Source organism: Brevibacillus sp. NSP2.1 (genome assembly GCF_000470975.2).
In the GTDB taxonomy this organism is placed as follows: Bacteria; Bacillota; Bacilli; order Brevibacillales; family Brevibacillaceae; genus Brevibacillus; species Brevibacillus agri.
Window position 1 is genome coordinate 2,221,136 of the sequence record NZ_CP048274.1, and the last position, 20,614, is coordinate 2,241,749.

The 20,614-nt window shown below is 55.4% G+C and carries 17 protein-coding genes and 1 pseudogene; 8 read left to right on the plus strand and 10 right to left on the minus strand.

Translation table 11 applies throughout. From position 1 onward, the window contains the following. Positions 1-78 precede the first annotated feature (78 nt). Positions 79-525, minus strand: coding sequence for a NucA/NucB deoxyribonuclease domain-containing protein (locus tag M655_RS11175; protein WP_007779117.1), 447 nt, complete (start codon positions 523-525; stop codon positions 79-81). Between the two features lie 169 nt (positions 526-694). Continuing rightward, complete coding sequence (locus tag M655_RS11180) at positions 695-2,002, minus strand: MFS transporter (RefSeq protein ID WP_005831067.1); 1,308 nt, start codon at positions 2,000-2,002, stop codon at positions 695-697. A 235-nt stretch (positions 2,003-2,237) separates the two neighbouring features. Here M655_RS11180 and M655_RS11185 point away from each other — a divergent pair, with 235 nt between their 5' ends. After that, complete coding sequence (locus tag M655_RS11185) at positions 2,238-3,836, plus strand: amidohydrolase (protein WP_007779109.1); 1,599 nt, start codon at positions 2,238-2,240, stop codon at positions 3,834-3,836. Positions 3,837-3,942: 106 nt separating this feature from the next. Here the strand turns inward: M655_RS11185 and M655_RS11190 are convergent, their stop codons facing one another. Continuing rightward, positions 3,943-4,830, minus strand: coding sequence for a DMT family transporter (locus M655_RS11190; protein ID WP_005831071.1), 888 nt, complete (start codon positions 4,828-4,830; stop codon positions 3,943-3,945). 152 nt (positions 4,831-4,982) lie between these two features. Here M655_RS11190 and M655_RS11195 point away from each other — a divergent pair, with 152 nt between their 5' ends. After that, the gene (locus tag M655_RS11195; protein ID WP_005831073.1) at positions 4,983-5,858 is read left to right on the plus strand and encodes a LysR family transcriptional regulator; all 876 of its coding nucleotides are present in this window, start codon (positions 4,983-4,985) and stop codon (positions 5,856-5,858) included. An 11-nt stretch (positions 5,859-5,869) separates the two neighbouring features. Here M655_RS11195 and M655_RS11200 read toward each other — a convergent pair whose 3' ends face one another. Then, positions 5,870-6,616 carry a YwaF family protein gene (locus M655_RS11200; protein WP_026557352.1) on the minus strand — a complete coding sequence of 249 codons (747 nt, stop codon included), beginning with the start codon at positions 6,614-6,616 and terminating at the stop codon, positions 5,870-5,872. 183 nt (positions 6,617-6,799) lie between these two features. On the opposite strand from M655_RS11200, the gene M655_RS11205 reads away from it, so the two are divergent. Next, positions 6,800-6,925: a hypothetical protein gene (locus M655_RS11205; RefSeq protein ID WP_255344280.1), complete on the plus strand. Its 126-nt coding sequence runs from the start codon at positions 6,800-6,802 to the stop codon at positions 6,923-6,925. Positions 6,926-7,068: 143 nt separating this feature from the next. On the opposite strand, the gene M655_RS11210 is transcribed toward M655_RS11205, so the two are convergent. Both M655_RS11210 and M655_RS11215 read right to left on the minus strand, forming a co-directional pair. Next, positions 7,069-7,596 carry a cysteine hydrolase family protein gene (locus M655_RS11210; protein WP_026557351.1) on the minus strand — a complete coding sequence of 176 codons (528 nt, stop codon included), beginning with the start codon at positions 7,594-7,596 and terminating at the stop codon, positions 7,069-7,071. A 113-nt stretch (positions 7,597-7,709) separates the two neighbouring features. Continuing rightward, on the minus strand, positions 7,710-8,186 hold the full coding sequence (locus M655_RS11215; protein WP_025846228.1) for a Gmad2 immunoglobulin-like domain-containing protein: 477 nt from the start codon (positions 8,184-8,186) through the stop codon (positions 7,710-7,712). Between the two features lie 161 nt (positions 8,187-8,347). Between M655_RS11215 and aspA the strand changes: the two genes are divergently transcribed. Next, positions 8,348-9,772, plus strand: coding sequence for an aspartate ammonia-lyase (gene aspA / locus M655_RS11220; protein WP_007779092.1), 1,425 nt, complete (start codon positions 8,348-8,350; stop codon positions 9,770-9,772). A gap of 206 nt (positions 9,773-9,978) precedes the next feature. On the opposite strand, the gene pdaA is transcribed toward aspA, so the two are convergent. Continuing rightward, positions 9,979-10,779: a delta-lactam-biosynthetic de-N-acetylase gene (gene pdaA, locus M655_RS11225; RefSeq protein WP_005831081.1), complete on the minus strand. Its 801-nt coding sequence runs from the start codon at positions 10,777-10,779 to the stop codon at positions 9,979-9,981. A 251-nt stretch (positions 10,780-11,030) separates the two neighbouring features. Between pdaA and M655_RS11230 the strand changes: the two genes are divergently transcribed. After that, positions 11,031-11,195, plus strand: a complete 165-nt coding sequence (locus tag M655_RS11230; protein WP_035422829.1) for a hypothetical protein — start codon at positions 11,031-11,033, stop codon at positions 11,193-11,195. A 156-nt stretch (positions 11,196-11,351) separates the two neighbouring features. Here the strand turns inward: M655_RS11230 and M655_RS11235 are convergent. Beyond that, positions 11,352-11,760 (minus strand): annotated as a pseudogene (locus tag M655_RS11235) (transposase); the annotation flags it as partial. Between the two features lie 107 nt (positions 11,761-11,867). Here M655_RS11235 and M655_RS11240 point away from each other — a divergent pair. The 3 genes from M655_RS11240 to M655_RS11250 all read left to right on the plus strand — a co-directional run bounded on the left by M655_RS11240 (position 11,868) and on the right by M655_RS11250 (position 18,314). Next, positions 11,868-15,149: a DEAD/DEAH box helicase gene (locus M655_RS11240; protein ID WP_026557350.1), complete on the plus strand. Its 3,282-nt coding sequence runs from the start codon at positions 11,868-11,870 to the stop codon at positions 15,147-15,149. Between the two features lie 158 nt (positions 15,150-15,307). Continuing rightward, a complete protein-coding gene (locus tag M655_RS11245; RefSeq protein WP_026557349.1) occupies positions 15,308-17,146 on the plus strand; it encodes a CotS family spore coat protein in 1,839 nt (612 codons plus the stop codon). A 25-nt stretch (positions 17,147-17,171) separates the two neighbouring features. Then, entirely contained in the window at positions 17,172-18,314 is a 1,143-nt protein-coding gene (locus M655_RS11250; protein WP_005831085.1) for a glycosyltransferase family 4 protein, read from the plus strand. Between the two features lie 209 nt (positions 18,315-18,523). Here the strand turns inward: M655_RS11250 and M655_RS11255 are convergent. Both M655_RS11255 and M655_RS11260 read right to left on the minus strand, forming a co-directional pair. Then, positions 18,524-19,674 (minus strand): IS3 family transposase gene (locus tag M655_RS11255; protein WP_369750415.1). Its coding sequence is split into 2 segments (ribosomal slippage): positions 18,524-19,416 and positions 19,416-19,674, totalling 1,152 coding nucleotides; the frame shifts between segments, so codons are not numbered across the junction. A gap of 186 nt (positions 19,675-19,860) precedes the next feature. Then, positions 19,861-20,466 carry a hypothetical protein gene (locus tag M655_RS11260; RefSeq protein ID WP_026557348.1) on the minus strand — a complete coding sequence of 202 codons (606 nt, stop codon included), beginning with the start codon at positions 20,464-20,466 and terminating at the stop codon, positions 19,861-19,863. Between the last annotated feature and the right edge of the window lie 148 nt (positions 20,467-20,614).

The following is a 20,614-nucleotide window of genomic DNA, read 5'->3' on the forward strand; positions in this document are numbered from 1 at the left end:
AAAGACAAAACCCGCCTGGCACACGTCGTCCAGGCGGGTTTTTCTCGGGCGCCAAAAAGCGAGGCGCAGCCGCGTTTTCTAATGCGCGGGCTGATCGTCAATGACAATCTGCACGCGGGTGCCGTCCGGGTAATCCTCAAGCTGGTTGGCAATCCACGAGCCTGCTCCGCGGTTGTCGGAAGGGGAGACGTAAGCGATATCGGCGCCCTTGCCGCCTTCCTTGCACATCGCCATCGGCCACTCGTCCCGATCGTAGCCGCGCTTCGTCGGAATGCCGGAAAGCGATTCCTCGCGATGCTTGTCCGCCGCTTTGCGGTCGATGGTACAGACGGCAGGCTGGCCTTTTTCGATGGCGGAGCGAATGTGCTGCGCCGTCTCGGGATACCGTTCGCGGGGAAAATGCAAAATGACATCCGCCTGCGTCGCAGCGCTGTCGGTCGGGACGCCCTGCTGCTCGGCAAACAGGCCGAAGTAGCCGAGGCCGAGCAAAAACGCGAGGATGAATAAAATGCGTTTGACTTTCACGGTTTCTCTCCTTCATCCATTTATGTACGCGCCAAAAAGGGCAGTTGATCTCACGGGCGATAACCGTGGAGATCGACTGCCCTTTGGTTCATTATACCAATGGCTGGTCAGCGTGCTAAGTAAAAACTTTGCGAATCAACAGCCCCGTGCTTTTTGCCAGGAGCCGGGGCTACGCGCGGCTCTGCTTTGCGTTTGCCGCAGAAAACAGTCTGGTCATGCACAGCCAGGCGATCAGCGGTCCTGTGCCGATGGCGAATACGAGCCAGTTCAGCGTGAGCGCAGAGACGCTGAACGAGGTAACCAACAAAAACAGCGAGATTCCCAGCAGCCTGCCGACATCGAGCGCGAACTCGCGCAGGACGACGTATTCGACCCGGTTGCGCGCACTTTGTTCATTGGTGCCGATCAAGTCAAAGACAGTCGAGATCATCGGCATCGAAAACAGCGGGTAGGCGATCGAGACGGCGATTCCGAAAGCGAGCAGCGTCACATAGCTCACCTGCCAGAAAAATAGGAGCAAGATGCCGGACATCACGATCGCTCCGATGAGCATGCCCCATTTGCGGTAGCGCGGAGCGTACCATTTGGCCGCAGCATAGTAGCTGCACAGCCCGACCGCCGATGTAATCAGCCAGAAGTTGCCGAGCGTCATCTCGCTTTTGGTGGCAATGTACACGAACAGCCCGATGATGAAGCCGAACACGCCCTCGCGCATCCCTTGCGCGGCCAGTGCGGCGGCAGCCCAGCGCCACTCCGGCTGTTCGCGCAGACAGCGAAAGGAGAAGCCCCAGGCGTACAACCCTTCCGATTGGCGCTTTTTCAGAAAAAAGCTGATGATGCCGCCGACGACAAACAAAGCGAGCGAGAGGGCGAAGATCAGGCGGTAGCCACTGCTGCCAGGCAGCCGGGAAATGAGCCAGCCCGACAGCCACGGAGCAAGCATGCCGCCGACAGAAGCGAGCAAGCCTGCCCAGCCGTTGAAACGGTCGCGGTTGTCCGGTCCGGTAATCTCGAAGTAGACGACATTGAAGGCAAGCCAAAAAAAGCCGACCGCCATCCCTTGCACCAGCCCGAGCGGGACAGCGTACGAGACGGCTAAAGGACCTGCCAGCAGCACGAGCATGTAAAAAAGCGCCGAGCCTGCCATCCCTGCCCGCAAGATGTTCATTTTGTTGAACCGTTTGACGTAGGCGCCCGCGATCCAAAAGGTCAGGGCGCCAGCCAGATGGGTAGCAAATGTGAACCAGGCGATAGGGGCAAACTGGCTTTTTACCTTCCATAAATAGACGTTCACGAACGTGCCGGAGAGCGAGCCTGCGGCGATGAACAGTCCGTTCACCAGCAGCAGGAGCCGGGCCTGGCTGTCCAGCTCCCCCGGCTTGTGCTGCTCGGGAGAAGCGGTGCCCGCCGATTTCGCAAAGCTGTTGTTCTGCGGCTGGAAAAGAGCAGAAAGGCGGTTCTTCGTTTTTTGCTGCATACGATCACCCCGCTTCGTTAGTGGGCCATGAACATAACGTGCCCCACCTGGCAAGCTTTCAACAGGATGCAAAGCAAGTACCAGGTTTTTCTTGATTTAGAAAACGCTTTCAGCTATTGGCGGCCCAGGAAGCAGAAAGCCGAAGTTTTTTTCAGAATAGGAAGGAAAAAGGTGATTGGCAAACAAATAAGGAGAGGGGATAGCGAAGGATCGCAATTCACAAGGGGGAACCAACATGGCGACGACCATTTTCAAAAACGGCCGCATCTACACGGGAGATTCGAGACATTTGTTTGTGGAGGCTGTTGTCGTGCGGGACGGGCTGGTCCACGATCTGGGCAGCGACGCGGACATGCTGCTGCAATACGGGCGAAGCGATGCGCAGGTGATTGACTTGCATGGCTGCACGGCAACGCCGGGTCTGATTGACAGTCACCTGCATCTCGGCTGGCTCGGACTGACCTTTTTGCAGCTAGATTTGCGGACAGCGCGCTCCAAGGACGAGATGTTGTCCCTCATCAGACAAAAGGCGGAGCAAACTGCCGCGAACGAATGGGTACAAGGCTTTGGCTGGGATGAGAACCTGTTTGTCGACGGCGGCGGCATCCCGACGATCGAGGAGCTGGACGCAGTAGCGCCGCATTGCCCGATTTTCTTGCCGCGCATTTGTGGACATGCGAACCTGGTCAATTCCCGGGCATTGGAGCTGTGCGGCTACCACCCGGACATCGAGGTTCCGGCCGGGGGCGTGATCGTGCGCGATTCGGCCACAGGAAAACCGACAGGCATGCTCTTGGAGACGGCGTCCAACCTGATTACGAAGCACATCCCCAAGCCTGGCTACGAGACGCTGAAAAACAGCTTGCGCAGCTCGATTCGCTACGCGATGGAGCACGGCCTGACAGGGGCGCATACCGAAGACTTGCGCGAGCTGAACGGGCTGGCGCAAACGTACCGGCTGTACGACGAGCTGGTCAACGGGGAGGGGCTTGGACTGCGCAGCCATTTGCTGGTCTACTACCCGCACATGCACGAACTGCGTGATTTGAACATGACGGCAGGCTCCGGCAATAGCCACGTGCAGATTGGCGCGGTGAAAATTTTTGCGGACGGGGCATTGGGCCGCAGAACCGCTTACTTGTCCGCGCCGTATGCGGACGATCCGACGACGAGCGGCTATCCCGTGCACGAGCAGGAGGAGCTGACCGAGCTGGTGCGGCAAGCCCGCGAGCTGGGGATGCCGATTGCCGTACATACGATTGGCGACAAGGCGCTGGAAATGGTACTCGACAGCCTCGACCAGTTCCCGGCTGTAGCCTATCGCGACCGGCTGATTCACACGCAGATTTTGCGCCCGGACTTGCTGGCGCGGCTGAACCATCCAAACCGGATCGCCGACATCCAGCCGCGTTTTCTCGCCGGAGACTTCCCGTGGGTCATCGACCGGGTGGGAGAGGAACGCATCCAGCATTCGTACATCTGGAAAACGATGATGAAACAAGGGATTATATGCGCGGCAGGCTCCGACACGCCAGTCGAGCCGATCAACCCGCTGCTCGGCATCCATGCCGCCGTGACGCGCAAGGCTCCGGGCGAGATGCACGACGGCTATCTCCCGCAGGAAAAGCTGACGATGGAGGAAGCGCTCCATCTGTTTACGCTGGGCGGAGCGCAAGTCACCAACGAAGACCACGTAAAAGGAACGCTGTCGCGCGGCAAATACGCGGACATGACGGTTTACTCCCGCGATTTGTTTGCCATCGACCCGGATGAGCTGCTCGACACAAAGGTCGTGATGACCGTCATCGGCGGCAAGGTCGTCTACAACAAATAGGAAAAACAGGTCGCGCCATCCAAACGACAAGAAAACCGGCTTTCGCATACGGAGCCGGTTTTTTGGACTGTTTTCCCATGCGCCCAATGTTGCGCCAGACGACGCGTCAGGCCGACAGCCTCGTCTGCCGCTTGCTCCGCAGCCATTTGACTACGTCGATTTCGGCAATCAGCACGCTGACTAAGACGAGCGCTGCGCCGATATACCCGCGCACGGTAAGGATTTCGCCCGCGAACAAAAACGCAAACAGGGCGGCGAAGACAGGCTCCAGCGAAAAAATCAGCCCGGTATGCGTCGGCGTCGTATATTTTTGCGCGACAGTCTGGACGACGAAGCCGATCGCGCTGCACAGGACGCTGAGAGCGAGCACGGCGACCCAGCCTTCTGCGGAATGCGGCAGGGCAGGCGATTCGAACAAACAGGAAAACAGCAGGCCGAGCAAGGCAGTAAAACCGAGCTGGTAAATGCCGAGTTGAATCGTGTCCGAAAACGAAGCCCATCTGCCCGTCACGGTGATGTGCGTCGCGTAGCAGAGCGCTCCGGCGATGCACAGCAAATCCCCCTGGCTGATGTGCAACTCGGAACTGAGCGTCAACAGGCCGATCCCGACCATCGCCAGTCCGGCGCCGACAAATACGCGCTTTTCCGGCCGATTGCGCAGCAGGATGGACAGCAGCGGGACGAAGATCACCGTCAGGCTGACCAAAAATCCGGCTTGCGAAGCGGTCGTCGATTTGACGCCGTTTGTGACCGTGGCAAACACGCCGAACAAAATCGTGCCGAGAATAAAGGCGTGGCCGAGCGTCTTGCGACTGGTGCCGCGCAGCCGCCTGTGAAAAATGGCAGCCGCGAGAACGAAGGCAATGCCGAAGCGGATGGCGATCAGGTTGAAGGTTTCCAAATCCTTCAGCCCCATTTGCATGAACAAATAAGAAGATCCCCAAAAAAGGGTAACCAGAAGCATTGCCAGATCGGCTTTTACTTGCGGTTTCATTTCCAGCCTCCTTGCCCGCATGAAACAGGCTAACCATGAAGAAATCGCGTTGCGTCATCCTCAGTATAAGAGTATTGTTTGAATAAGAAAAATGAATGTTTATCATGCTTTTCATGAAAAGATTTAATGAAAAAGAAAGGAGGCAAAGCGACGTGAGTCTCGGCAAGTACGAAGTGTTTGTCACCGTCATCGAATCGGGGAGTCTGACAAAAGCAGGAGAAATGCTCGGCTTGACGCAGTCCGCCATCAGCCACGCCCTCGCCAGCCTGGAGCGGGAGTTCGGTTTCTCGATCCTGACGCGCGGGCGCTCCGGTATCAGCCTGACGAGCAACGGCGAGCGGCTGCTGCCGTACATGCGGGAAATGTTGCGGGCGCAGGAGCGGATGCAGCAGGAAGTGTACGCGATCAATGGCATGGAGGTGGGGACGGTGCGGATCGGGACGTTCACCAGCGTATCCACGCAATGGCTGCCAGGCATCCTCAAACGGTTTCAGGACTTGTATCCCGCCATCGAGGTCAAGCTGTTCGAAGGCTACTACGACGGAATCGAGAGCTGGATTCAGACGGGCGAAGTGGACATGGGCTTCGTCTCGCTGCCGACGACAGAAGACCTGGAGTCGATTCCGTTGAAAAAAGACCAGCTATACTTGCTCGTCACAGACGAACACCCGCTCTATCAGGAAGAGCGGGTGCATGTGAGCCGCCTGGCCGAAGAAACGTTCATCATGCCGAAAGAAGGCTGCGACAACGACATTCAGCGCTTGCTTGCGCAGTATCAGCTACAGCCGCGCGTCAAGTACGAGGTAGGGGACGACCACGCGATTATCGCCATGGTGCAAAACGGGCTGGGCATCAGCATCCTCCCGGAAATGATCCTGTTTTGCCTGCCGCCCAACATCCGCATGATTCCGCTCGCGGGCGAGCATTACCGTTCGCTCGGCGTGGCGGCGACGTCGTTTAGCAAGCAGTCGCCCGCAGCCAAACGCTTTTTGCAAGTCGTGACCGAGTGGGTGCGCGAGCAAGGGTAGAAAGACGCGGGTCACGACGACAAATCCCGCTCGGCAGGGACGGAGGCGGGCGTTTTCCGCCAAAACGGCACGTACAAAAGCGAAAAGAGCGCGACAGCAACCCCTTCCAGCGAGAGGATGTACCAAGGATACGGCCCCAAAAAGTCGATGAGGCTCGGATTGTCCGGCTTGCGCGAGACGAAGAGATAGTTGCCGCCTGTCCAGGCGTTCGCGACGAGCGCCACAACCAGAAGCGCGTTGAGAAACCCCATCGTTTTCAGCACGGAGCGAAAAGTCGGGCGACAGCCTTCCACCCACGTCATGTACAGGCAGGCGAGAATAATCCCGGCATGGGCGACAAAAAAATGCACAAAGCGAAAGTGCGGGAACGGATAAAACAACTCGGGCGTAAGCAGTGCCTGGGCTGCGCCGCCGATCCCGGCAAAAAAAGCGATCTCGTACACGCGATAGCTTCTGGCAAGCAGCATGATGACAGACAGCAGGAGCGTGACGCTGCACAGTTGCAAAGGCAGCGTATAGGCAGCCGACCAGCTATCCGTCAGCACATGCCAGAGTTGAAAAGCCACCTCGGACAAGAGCAGCACGCCAGCCAAAGCAAACCGAAAGGCGCGCTTGGCCGCAGGTGCTTGCAACTGGCGGCGAAACAGGTACAAAAGCAGCAGCAGGCCAAGGGTAACCGCGAGAGCCAGCAGGTGCGGGAGCGAGAAAAGCTGAAAAGGCTCCTCGGAAATGGTCAACGAAAAATAAGGCGAGTTCATCTGATCCTCCCTGGGGGATGTTGGTTCGGCGCAAGCTGTAGGGGCCTGGCGGAAAGGCTTTCGCAAGCTTCTATGTATAATTGAGAGAATTCACGAAATTTTAACACAAGCTTGCTTGGCGGATATCAATCATCGGTTATAATGTAACTAGACTAACGTACATCATTGAGAGGAGATATAGTCTTGAACTTGGTGCTCACGGAAAAACAGTGCAAATCTTGCCAGGCTCGCTTGACAGATTACGAGATCGAGAACAATGGTGCCCTTTGCATGGATTGCTACAAGGAAGAACAAAGCGAGCAAAAGTAGCAGCACGACGCAAGTCAGCATGTTGCCACACACTATAGATAGAAGTCTGACGCATCATGACCCTCTCCAAGCGAGAGGGTTATGATTTTTCGAAAAAACCATTGGAGTCATCGCCCCAATGGTTTTTTTCGTGGCCAAAAAAGCTACGCTTCCCAAACCGATGCGGAATCTTTGCCCCTAATGGTATGCTGCGGGGTGCCAAAGCCGTGCAAAGTCGTATTGTGATGGGCGATGATGTCGGCTGCCTTGAGGGCGGGGGAGTCTACGGTGGAGTGGCAATCGCTGACGAGTGTCACATCGTAGTTCAAAGAAATGGCGCTTCTGCACGTCGTATCCACACAGTAGTCGGTTTGAAAGCCAACGACGATCAGCTTTTCAATGGACATCGATTGGAGCTTGTCGTGCAGGCCTGTTTCGTAGAAAGAGTCTGGCGCTGTTTTGTGAACCACCGGATCGGTTTCTTCCGGCTTGATGGAAGCGGGAATTTCCCAGCCTGGCGATCCGAAAACCAGTTCCTCCGCTTCATGATGCTGCACGTAAATAACGGGAAGTTCGCGTTCTCTCGCCTCCGCGATTAGGCGTTTGATCCGCTCGACGATTTGTTGTCCATGGTAGCAGTGTTCTACGAGCAAGTTTTGTACATCAACGACGAGCAAGGCAGTTTTCTTCATCCGACAGTCATCCTCCCCACGTATCATGAATCTCTCTCATTATAACGGACAGGCATGAACATGGAAGAGAGGGAATGAAAAAACTGGAAAAAAATCTCGCGTCGGCGAAGCGTCTATTTCTCTGGCAACGGAATGATTAGCTCCATCCGGCGGCTGCCGTCCTTCGCGCTCACTTCAAACAGGATCAGCATGAGCGTGCTGTTCGGTTCGGCTTTTTTCACCTTCACGGTTTGCGTGAAGTCGCCCCATTCCGGAGCTCCGGCAGAGGTTTGGAAAAAGCCTTGCGTCAGCTCGTTGTGCCCGTCTTCCACGACGTAGTTGACGACGGCTTCGAACACTTGCGCCTGCCCTTTTACTTCAAATGTATCTTCCCCTGTTTTTTTCACGGTGACATTGCGAAAAATATCATTGGCATAGACGGTTTCTTTCGTTTCCGGCTGCTCGGCAGGCGGCTGTTCTGCCGGAGTCTGCGGCTGGGCAGGGGCTGGCGTTTCCGGCTGCGTGACAGGCGGATTTTCCTGCGCAGGCGGAGCGCTCGTGCAGCCTTGCAACAGACCGACTGTCAACAAGACGAAAAGAAGCTTTTTCATAGTATCCCTCGATTCTGTCGAGATTGTGGGTGGAGCTGTTCACTTGGTAAGACGTAAAAAAGCCGTACGGTGTTACAAACTACTGGTCATACCACTTCGAATCTGTGCTAAAATGGGGAGGTAGCAGTAACCACTATTCCTAGAAAGCTGGTCTGATAAGAATGGTACAACAAACATTTCGCACGGAAAAAGACTTTCTCGGTGAAAAGGAAATTCCCGTAGATGCCTACTATGGCGTGCAAACGATGCGGGCGACAGAAAACTTCCCGATTACCGGGTATCGTCTTCATTCTTCCCTGATTATCGCAATGGCAATGGTCAAAAAAGCGGCGGCCCTTGCGAACATGGAGGTTTCCCGTCTGAATCCGCGACTCGGCAATGCGATTGTGGCAGCCGCGCAGGAGATCATTGACGGAAAATGGCACGATCAATTCATCGTGGACCCCATTCAGGGCGGTGCGGGAACATCCATTAACATGAATGCGAACGAAGTGATCGCCAACCGCGGTCTGGAGCTTATCGGAGAGAAAAAAGGAGATTACTTCCATCTCAGTCCAAATACACACGTCAACATGTCGCAGTCGACCAACGACGCTTTCCCGACGGCGATCCACATCGCGACGCTCGATTTGCTGGAAAAGCTGCTCGTGACCATGGAGACAATGCATGACGCTTTTGGCCAAAAAGCAAAAGAGTTCGATGACGTCATCAAGATGGGGCGCACGCATTTGCAGGATGCCGTTCCGATCCGTCTCGGCCAGGAGTTCGAAGCGTATCGTCGCGTGCTGGAGCGCGATATCAAGCGGATCAAGCAATCCCGCCAGCACCTGTACGAAGTGAACATGGGGGCGACTGCTGTCGGGACAGGCCTGAACGCCGACCCGCGCTACATTACCACCGTGGTCAAGCATCTGGCGGAAATCAGCGGCTTCCCGCTCGTCGGGGCGGAGCATCTCGTAGACGCTACGCAAAACACGGACGCGTACACAGAAGTATCCGCAGCGCTGAAAGTATGCATGATGAACATGTCCAAAATCGCCAACGACCTGCGTCTGATGGCATCCGGACCGCGTGCGGGACTGGGCGAGATTTCGCTGCCAGCGCGCCAGCCAGGCTCTTCGATCATGCCGGGCAAAGTCAATCCGGTCATGGCAGAGGTCATTAACCAGGTGGCATTCCAGGTAATCGGAAACGACCACACCATTTGCCTCGCTTCCGAAGCAGGTCAACTGGAGCTGAACGTAATGGAGCCGGTGCTGGTCTTCAACCTGCTGCAGTCGATCAGCATCATGGACAACGCATTCCGCGCCTTTACGCGCTATTGCCTGGAAGGAATCGAGGCAAACCGCGAGCGGATGAAAGAATACGTAGAAAAAAGCGTAGGCGTCATCACAGCCGTCAACCCGCATCTCGGCTATGAAACGGCTGCCCGCATTGCGCGCGAAGCGATTTTGACCGGAAAATCGGTGCGCGAGCTGTGCTTGCAGTACAACGTCCTGACGGAAGAAGAGCTGGACCTGATTCTCGATCCGTTCGAGATGACTCATCCGGGTATTGCTGGCGCTTCCCTGTTGGATCGCGAATAATCGTAAAACGGAATGTGTGCAAAAACTCCCGCCCTTGTCTGAAACTGACGAGGCAGCGGGAGTTTTTTTGTACAGATAAGAATGGATAAGATTGTTGTCCAGTATAAAGGCAACTAAAGCTGCGCCAATCGCTTGGCACAGCCAAGTTTTCTAGTCGACACACAATTGTTTCGCGGGAGAGCTTGCGACCCGCCCTTTGTCAAAGCTTACGGAGTGCCAGCCTGCTTTTGCGGCAACTGGTCCAGGCTTTTAAATTCGTAGCCGCGCTTGCGGGCCTCGTCGATGATGGACCCGAGCGCATCTGCGTTGTCCTTGGAAACAGAGTGCAAGAGAATCACGGCTCCCGGATGCAACTGGCTCATGACGCTGTCAAATGCGTACTTCGCCCCGCGCTGCACTTTTGTATCCCAGTCCTTGTAGGCGATCGACCAAAATACGTTCGTATAGCCCAGCTCCTTGCTGACGGCGAGTGTGCGGTCGCTGAAAATGCCTCTGGGCGGACGCAGGTAACGCATGTTCGCCTGTCCGGTCACTTTGGCGACTGCCTCGCTGACCCGTGTCAGCTCCTCCTTGATTTTTTCGTTGGACACGGTCGTCATATCCGGATGGCTCCAGGAGTGGTTGCCGATGAGATGGCCTTCTTGCGTCATCCGCTTCAACAGTTCAGGCTGTTCCTTGACGTAATGGCCCGTCACAAAAAAAATCGCGGGCACTTTTTTCGCTTGCAGCGTGTCCAGGATCGCCGGGGTAAAGCCGTTTTCATACCCGTTGTCAAATGTCAAATACAGCTCTTTTTTCGACGTGTCTCCCAAAAAAACAGCGCCGTGCCGATCTACAATGCTTTTGAAGCCTTCTTCGTTGATCGAAGGAAGCTGTCCATTCTTGCTTTTTTTGAAGCCGAAATGGTATGGATGGTCCTGATGGGCGACAGCCGCATGCAGCGGCAGGGTGAACGCCAAAAGCAGAATGGCGCCAACGTGAAGCAGCTTTTTGTAGCGTGGTTTCATCATTCTGGCACTCCTTTCCTATCCCAAGTCATGACGGTAGCACGGACGTTTCCATCCAAAGTTTGTCCAGTCCCCTTGCAAATATGTAACGAGCAGGGCGGGAAACGGGGACGGCAAGTTGGGTAAAACTTGCGCGGCGGAAAGGGACAGTGAACCATGCCAGGCAAAAGACGTTTGTCATATAGTATCAATGTCGACGGAAAAGCCGCTGACGACAGGCATGTCATCATCCGTTACCAGGAGGTGTAGTCATGGATTGGTTGAGGTATTTGCGTGACGCTGTTGGTGAGGAAGAATATATTGAAGAGATCGAAGTCAAGGTAGAGTACGAGGACGGCACCAAGAAAAAGTGGATCTTCTCCAAAAATCAGGACCCGGTCCTGGAAGACGACGACGATGAAGAGGACGAAGACTGATTTCTTGCTAAATACGAAAAAAAGATACGCTCGCCAAGGAGGCCACTGAAGAACTTAGGTTTTGCCGGTGATCTGAGATTTTTGTAAAAAAATAAGCGACACCTGTTCCGTTTTTCCTGGCAGGTGTCGCTTTTTTGTTACTGCATTTCCCTTTTTTTAGTCCGCCAATTTCAGTATACGCTTGAGATTAACCGCGAATATCGCCATAGCGCCTTGCAGCTCCATACCTAACAAGCCCGAGGATGTAGCTACATCATACCCGTGCCTATGCTTGAGTTCGCTATTCTTGGCTTCAATTCACGTTCATGCCCGCTGCCTTGCTTTTCTCAATGAGTGCCTGGAGTTGCTTGCCGTCGCTTTTTTCTCCTGTCGTAACCACGGCCGCCGTTATGATCCGTTCCTCGGTCAAGGCGAGATGTGTCTTGTATCCAAAGAACGAGGAATCCGCACTTTTGTGGCCAACTCGCGCGTCCTGATCTTCTGAAATTCGCAATTGCTCCACGTCATCTTCGACGGTTTCTTGGAGCAGATTCAACGGCTCCGTAATTTTAGGCAACTGGGCGATGTCAAGCCGTGTCTGTGTGACAGTGGCCTCTCGCCAAGGCGTATCTTTTTGCTTTCCAAATCTGCTATCATGAAACATATTTTACGAAGATGAGGCAGGTAGGGGCAATGAGCTTTTCAATCAGCCAGCAAATGATAAAAGAATGGTGTGGCCGACTCTCCTTTGAACGGGGAAAAGCGTTTTACCGCTCGCAAAAAGTGAGCATCGACCACTTCCAGCCCGAGCCTGCCCGCGTCCGGGCCACCGTGCGGGCGGGCAGCCACGACTATCGGGTGATGCTCGAACTGGATGAGGCAGGGCTCGTGGCGGCGTGTAGCTGTCCGACGCTGCATTCGTATGAACAATACTGCCAGCATATCGCGGCGGCTCTTTTGGCAATGCGCGATCTGTCAGCGGACGATTTGGCGCCACAGGCGAGCCGGGGGACGCGTTTACCGGGTGCGGACGGCTCCGCCGCAAGCGAAGCGCAACTGACGCAGGGCATTTTCGATCTGTTCGGCAAGCCGCGTCCGCACAGCATAGGCACGCGAAAAGCGCTGTTCGACCAGCGAGCGTTGCTGGAGCTGGAAATCATTTGCAAAGTGATACCGTATGGCTTTCGCAAATCGGTAATCGGGCTTGAACTGAAGCTGGGGCCGAAGCGGCTGTACGTCGTAAAAAACATTCGCGAGTTTTTGAAGCGGCTGGAGAGCAGGCAGCCGACCGTCTTTTCCGCGCATTTTACTTACGACCCGGAAAGCCACCGCTTTTTGCCCGAGCAGGAGGCGATTCTCCAGGAGCTGATCCGCGTGTTCCAGCATGAAAAGCTGTATCGGGAGACGGCTGGCTACGGCTATCAGGAGCCAAAGCCGGTGGGGACGGAGCGCACGTTGATTTTGCCGCCGTTTGCCTGGGACAAGCTGTTCGATTTGCTCGGGCAGGCTCCCGGTGTGCGCGTCCAGCAGGGCGAGCGCACGTATGAGCAGTTTCAGGCGCAGACGGGAAAGGTGCCGCTGCAGTTCGCCTTCGATGCGGGGGAGCGCGAAAACGAGTATCGGCTGACAGTGGACGGGCTTGCCGAGCTGACCGTGCTGGAGGCGTACGGGTTTGTCCTACACGGCGGCGTCTGGATGCGGCAGTCCGCTGACGCGTGCAAAAGTCTCGCGCAGCTCAAGCAGATGCTGGAGGCGCATCAGCGCGAGGACATCGCGGTTCCGCAGGAGAAAATGGAGTCGTTCATGACCAGGGTCGTCCCTGGGCTGATGAAGCTGGGCAGCGTGCAGATCGCGCAGGCGGTCGCCGATCGGATCGTCCAGACGCAACTGCAGGCGCGGCTCTATTTGGACCGGGTACGGGAGCGGCTGTTGGCCGGGCTGGAGTTTCAGTATGGCGACATCGTCATCAATCCGCTGGCAAAAGAGACGAATGGGCAACAGCGCCGCAACGATCAGATTTTGCTGCGCGACGGCGAGCGGGAGCAGCGCATTTTGGAGCTGATGGACAACAGCGCGTTCACCCGGACCGAAGAGGGGTATTACCTTGAAGACGAGGAAGCCGAGTTCGAGTTTTTGCACCAGACCGTCTCCGAGCTGGAAAAATGGTGCAAGGTGTATGCGACGACGGCGGTCAAGCTGCGGCTGCACTCCTTGCACGCGCCGCCCAAAGTGAAAGCCGATGTGAACGAGCGGACGAACTGGCTGGAGGTTCGCTTCGATATCGAAGGCTTTCCGCCCTCCGAAATCAAACAACTGCTGCAGGCGCTGGAGGAAAAGCGCAAATATTACCGCTTGCCGACAGGAGCGCTGCTGCCGCTTGATACAAAAGAATTTGAACAGATCAACCGGTTCCTGGATGAGCTGGGGATTCGCCAGGCGGAATGGATCGGGAACGGCTTTGCGCTCCCGGCCTTTCGCGGCTTGCGCTTGCTCGATTCGTCCCAGCCGGGCAAGACGGTGCAGTTGGGCAAGGCGTTGCGGAGCTTTTTGGAAAATATGCGCAACCCGGACAATCTCGACTTCCACGTTCCGGACACGATGCAGCCTGTGCTCCGCGATTACCAGAAGTTCGGCTTCCAGTGGCTGATGACGCTCGCCCACTACGGCTTCGGCGGCATTTTGGCGGACGATATGGGCCTTGGCAAAACGGTGCAAAGCATCGCGTACATCCTCGCCAAGCTGCCGGACATTCGCCGTGAAAAGCAGCCGGTGCTGATCGTCTCGCCTGCGTCGCTTTTGTACAACTGGCGCAACGAGCTGCACAAGTTTGCTCCTGAGCTGAGCGTGCGCGTCGTGGACGGCAGCAAGGAAGAACGGAACCAGGCGCGAAAGGAAGCGGAAGATGCCGATGTGTGGATTACGTCTTATCCGCTGCTGCGCAGAGATTACACGGAGTACGCCCAGCGCACGTTCCATACGCTGATTCTGGACGAGGCGCAGGCGTTCAAAAACTATGCGACACAGACGGCGCAGGTCGTGAAGCGCATTTTTGCCAAGCACCGCTTTGCCTTGACGGGGACGCCGATCGAAAACAGGCTGGAGGAACTGTGGTCGATCTTCGACGTTGTGTTTCCACAACTGTTTCCCGGGCGCAAGGAATTTCAGGATTTGCCCCGAGACGCCATCGCCAGGCGTGCGCGGCCGTTCCTTTTGCGCAGGCTGAAAACCGAGGTGCTGCGTGAGCTGCCGGAAAAAATCGAATCGCTGCAAGCCACCGAGCTTTTGCCGGAGCAAAAAAAGCTGTACATCGCGTACTTGGCGCAGTTGCAGCAGGAGGCCGCCAAACATTTGCACGAGCGCACCTTTGACAAAAACCGGATCAAAATATTGGCCGGCTTGACCCGGCTTCGCCAGCTTTGCTGCCATCCTGGCCTGTTCGTGGAAGGCTACGAAGGCAGCTCGGCCAAATTCGAGCAACTGCTGGAAGTGCTGGAGGAATGCCGGAGCGCGGGGCGGAGGGTGCTTTTGTTCTCGCAATTTACGGAAATGCTTTCGATCATCGGACGAGAGCTTGGGGCTTACGGCGTCCCGTTTTTTTACCTGGACGGCAACACGCCAGCCGCCCGGCGCATCGAGTTGTGCAACCGATTTAACGACGGAGAGGGCGACTTGTTTCTCCTGTCTTTAAAAGCCGGGGGAACAGGCTTGAACCTGACCGGAGCCGACACCGTCATTTTGTACGATCTGTGGTGGAATCCGGCTGTAGAGGAGCAGGCGGCGGACAGGGCGCACCGCATCGGGCAAAAAAACGTCGTCCAGGTCATTCGGCTGGTCGCGCAGGGGACGGTAGAGGAAAAAATGTACGAGCTTCAGCAAAAGAAAAAGCATTTGATTGAGGAAGTCATAGCGCCAGGCGAGGAAGCGATCTCCTCCATGAGCGAAGAGGACATCCGGGAAATATTGATGATCGGCTAAAGCGGCCCGACTTGCGTCCTTTGTGCGCAGGTCCGGCCGCTTTTTCGCGCGTGGAATTGGCAAGTTCCCAAGGGTATTTGTCCGTTTCGTCAACCTGCGCGCATGAATATTTTAGGAAGAAGGTGAGCGCTTTAACAAGGAACGTGGGGGGGAAGGAAATGGAACAATACGTCATCAAGCCATGGGACACCCGGGACGACGGCCAACCTGCGCCTGTCGACTGGGATATGCAAGTACCTCCGGAAGTCGATGCGATCGCGGAGCTCGTCATGAAAGAATACGAGATGTCCGTCAGCAGCAAGACGCTGATTACCTCGAAGCCGGACAAAGGCGGCGCGATCTGGCGGATCGAGACAGACAAAGGGCCGCGCAGTCTGAAAGTGCTGCACCGCACACCGGAGCGGAGTCTTTACAGTGTTGGCTTGCAGGAATACGTCGTCAGACAGGGGGCCAGAGTTCCCGCGCTCATTCCGGCCAGAGACGGAAAGCTCTTCGTGGAAAAGGGCGGAAAGCTGTGGATTGTCACGGACTGGATTGCCCTTACGCAAGCGACCAAAGTAGACTTGGCAGGAGCGCAGGAGCTGTGCTTCGGCCTGGGAGAATTTCATCGACATTCGAAAGGATACGTGCCGCCACAAGGGGCGAAAAATTCTTCCCGCCTGTACCGTTGGCCCAACTACTATCAAAAGATTGCCAAAAAAATCGGCTGGATGCGTGAGATGGCAAAAGCCTATCGGGAGACGACCGCAAGCAACTCGATTTTATCTGTCGTAGACAAGTATGAGCGACAAGCATTGGATGCGCTGGAGCGTCTGAAGGCATCTGCCTATCCAAGAATGGTGCAGATGGGTGAACCGCACTGGGGAGTAGTTCATCAGGACTATGGCTGGTCCAATGGACAGAATGGACCAGGCGGGCTTTGGGTCATCGACCTGGACGGTGTGGCTTACGATTTGCCGTTCCGCGACCTGCGCAAGCTGATTACAAGCACAATGGACGACATGGGTGTCTGGGATTTGACGTGGATGAGAGGAATGATCGAGGCGTATCACCGGGCTAACCCGCTCGATCGGGAGTCATTTGAGGTGCTTTTGATCGACCTGGCGGCGCCAAATGAATTTTACAAGCATCTGAAGGAAATGTTTTACGATCCTGTCACGTTCTTGAACACGGAAGCAGAGGCCATCCTGCAGCGAATCCTCTCCACCGACCAGACAAAAGACCAGGCATTGGCGGAGCTGGCGAAAGACATCAGCCAGTACCAGCCCGGCGATTACACCCAGGCTGCCGTCCCGGCCACGACCGTGCGTCAAGCGCCTGCGAGTGCATCAGATCAGGCAAACTGGCAGCTCGCTTCGCCAAATCCGGCGGCAAAAGGTGAGAGCAAGCCAGTCGATGTGGAACCCGGAAAGCTTATTCGTCTCCCCGAAAAAGAAAGTAAGCCTGTTCGAACTGCTGTGGCCGCGAAAAAGCCGCCAGTCAAAGAAGAACGGCGGGTTGAAGCAGCAAGAGAAAGCGGGAAACGGGAAAAGGAAAAGGAAAAGCTGCCAGATGTCGTGCTCTTCCCTAATCCCGAGCTGCCTTTCGCAGAGACAACGACGCCAGCGAGCAGGCAGAGCGAGCGCCTGAAGCCGATAGTAGCTACTGTGAAAAAAGCCGGGAGCAAGCCAGTGAAGAAAAAGGCAGCGTCAACCGGCTCGGCAAAAACAGCAAGCAAAACGGGCAAGAAAACCGTTCTGAACAAAAGTTCGGTCGCCAAAAAAGCAAGCGCCAAGCTGCCCGCAGGAAAAGCGCTCAAAAAGACTGGCAAGTCGAACGAAAAAGCAAAAACAGGAACCCAACTTGCAAAACGGTCCAGTTCTCCCCGAGGCACTCAGCATGCAGCCGTCAAGCATCCTTACAAAAAGGCAGCAGCTCCAAGCCGCAAATTGACCAGTAATCAGGCAAAGAAGCCGCGCGCGGTGAAAGCAAAAAAAACAGGCAGAAGCATGCGATGAGTAGTGTCAGGAAAGGAGAATTCGGATGAAGGTAGTCATGATCTGTACGGAAAAGCTGCCCGTTCCCCCGGTACGGGGCGGTGCCATCCAGACGTATATAGCCGGGATCGCGGATACGCTCGGGAAGCATCACGACCTTACCATTTTAGGGACGTCGGACCCAACGCTCGCCATGGACGAACGTGTGCGAAATGTTCGCTATGCGCGTGTGAATGGACACGGTGTCTTCGAAATCTACGCCCAGGAAGTTCTCGCGTTTTTGCGAGCGAATGCATACGATGTGATTCACGTGTTCAACCGACCGCGGCTGGTTCCCTTGATTCGCGAAGTATGCCCGAACGCACGGATCGTACTGAGCATGCACAACGACATGTTCGATGCGGCGAAAATTCCCCCGGCGGAAGCGGCGAGCGCCATCGCCAACACGTCGACGATCATCACGATCAGCGATTATGTAGGACGCGTCCTTGCGTCGCTCTACCCGGAAACGCAAGGGAAACTGCGCACGATCTATTCCGGTGTCGATCTACAGACGTTCGTCCCGTGGGAGAGCTCGCAGGCTGCACGAAAAATTCGCCAGGAGCTGCGGGCTGCCCACAACATCGGGAACAGGCAGGTCATTTTGTTCGTCGGCAGACTGACCCCGAAAAAAGGGGCGGACATCCTCGTGCGGGCGATGAACGAGCTTTCGGCCTACAAATCCGACATCGCGCTTGTGCTGGTCGGAGGCTCCTGGTACGGCGTCGATAAAATCAGCGACTATGTCGCCTATGTGCGCGCGCTGGCGGATCGTTCGCCGATTCCTGTCATCACGACAGGCTATGTGGCAGCAGAGAACATCCACCACTGGTTTTGGGCAGGCGATATCTTTGTCTGTCCTTCGCAATGGGAGGAGCCGCTCGCCCGCGTCCACTACGAAGCGATGGCTGCAGGGCTGCCGTTTGTGACGACAAAACGCGGGGGCAATGCGGAAGTGATTATCGGCGGAAACGGCCTGCTCGTCGAAGAGCCGGAAAACCCGCAGTCTTTTGCCACTCAACTGAAGCAGCTTCTGTCCAGCCGCGACCTGCAGCGCAGAATGGGGAACAGCGGCCGACAGTTGGCGGAACAGCGGTTTACGTGGGAGCGCGTGGCCCGGGAAGTGCTGGACGTATGGAGGAACTTGTAGCGTGAACTGACAGGACGCAAATACCCACTTTTTTCGAGAGAGAGGGGAGAAGTGGGTGCTTGGTCCGTTTTTCTTGCAGGGGAGAAAGGGACAAGCCTGCGGCAGGCAGGCGCACAAGCTCGCCACAAGCTTGTCCAAAAGCTGTGCAAGCAAAGACGGAAAAAAGTGGTCATAGCCCCGTCAAGTAGACACTAAAAAAAGACGCTATCTTAAGCGGCGATCGATTCCCGGTATTGGACTGGGGAGAGGTCGCCGAGTTTTTTCTGGAACCGTTCTGTATTGTAGAATTCGATGTATTCAGCGATCAGTTTGCGAGCGTGAGCTATATCTCTTGGTTTCTCCAGATACAACTTTTCCGTCTTCAGGTGTGAAAAAAACGATTCAACACAAGCGTTGTCGAAGCAGTTCCCCCGTCTGGAATGGCTTCCGGTTAGCCCTTGTTCTTGCAACAGATTTGCGTATGTCTTGGTAGTGTACTGGAATCCTTGGTCGGAGTGCAGGATCGCATCTCCATTACCCAGTTGCTTCACCGTAGACAGCACAAGATCAAGATCGTTTCTCTCCGACACTTCCCAAGCAACCGTTTCGTTATTATACAGATCCAGGACCACGGACAGATAAATGAAGTCATCGACGACTCGAATATAGGTAATATCGGTTACATATTTCTTTCTAGCCTCGTCCGCAGCGAACTGGCGATTAAGGACATTGTTGAACACGATGGAGGGCTTGCGGCCGGCAAATGGACGCTTTTTGCGGATCACTGAGCGGATGCCCAATTCTCGCATCAGTCGGCGAACTTTCTTCGTATTTACTTGTAGTCCCTCTTTGCGTAGAGCCGTGCGCATTCGTTTATACCCAAAGTATGGGCGAATGCGGTGAATTGCCAGTATATGTTCCTTTAGGTCGGCATCCTGCTCCACACGTACCTTACGAACCTTCTCCGTCGCCTTCCACTTGTAGTAGCCCGCCCGGGAGACCTCCGCTATTTCGCATAGCATGACCACAGCGTACTTGCGACTCATTTCTTCGATCGTCCTAAACCGGGTTTGCTTATCCAACTTCCCTCCCCGTGTAGATTTGGATTGAGCTTTTTTAGGTATTCGACCTGCGCTTTCAAGTAGTTGTTCTCTTCCTCTAGACTGCTGAAATACTTCTTGATCCATCGCCCTCTATAGTCTTCAAACGTTTCACCGTTTTGCCGTTTCTGTACCCACTCCCGAATCTGCGTCTTACTTTTAATGCCTAATTTCTCCATTATCATTGGGTAGCTCCAATGCTCCTCAACCCGCAAACGTACTGCTTCGCTCTTCGTTGCTTCGTCATATTGCTGCTGTTTTTGCCCTTTACGTGGCGGCATAAGAAAATCCCCTCCGGTCAACAGTGTTGATCTCATCATACCATGAGGTCTTTTTTCACTGTCTACCATGAGGGGATAATACCAAAGCGGCTCCCCCACTCCCGGCTTTTTAAGCGGAAGCGCCAATGTCTTTTGGCGCATGGTGAAACCCAAGCAGGAGTGGGAGGACGAAGCGAGGCGAAGAAATCAAAGTACTTTGGCTGAACCTTCGATTACATTCAGGGTGACGGGCGCTGTCTCTTCCGCTTCGTCTGTGGCGGCGGCTGCTTCCGGCGGAGGGGCGTCGGGAATGATGGCGGCAATGCGGTTGAGCGGGATGAGAATACAACTGCCGTAGCTTCCGTCAAGCTTCAGCTCGATGATGCCGTCGTCGACTCTTGTGAGCTGCCCCACCCGGTAAGGGCGGCTGTCTGGTCCCCAATCGGACGTGAGAATGACTTCGACTGTCCTGTTTTGCCTCATGCATTTGTACAGCTCTTTTCGCAGCCCTTCCACGCTTTCCTGCTCGGGCGTGTCTTCTGCTTCTACGTCCACGTTGACAATCGGGGCGGGGATGACGAGCGGTTTCGGTGCTTCAAACTGGACGATCGGCGCCTCGACCTGGACGGTGGGCGTGGCGCTCGTGACAGACACGTGGGGAGCGGGCGTGGTGACTTTTACATTCGGGGCGCGCACATGGAGGCGGACGACCCGGTTCAGCCTGTCGAGCAAGCGCCTGGTCGCCTGGCCAGACGAGCGGCGTCTGCTGCGGGAGACTGACTTCGCCCGTGTCTTCTTTTTCGCAGATCCCAAGAGAATGCACCTCCTACTGTCATGCTTTATCATATTCAGCGCGGAACGGAGAGAAATGGACAAATACCCTTGCCAAGAAAAATCAGGCAGGAAATGATTAGGGAATTTAGCGGAAATTTTTAAAAACAAATGGAAAATCGTGTATACT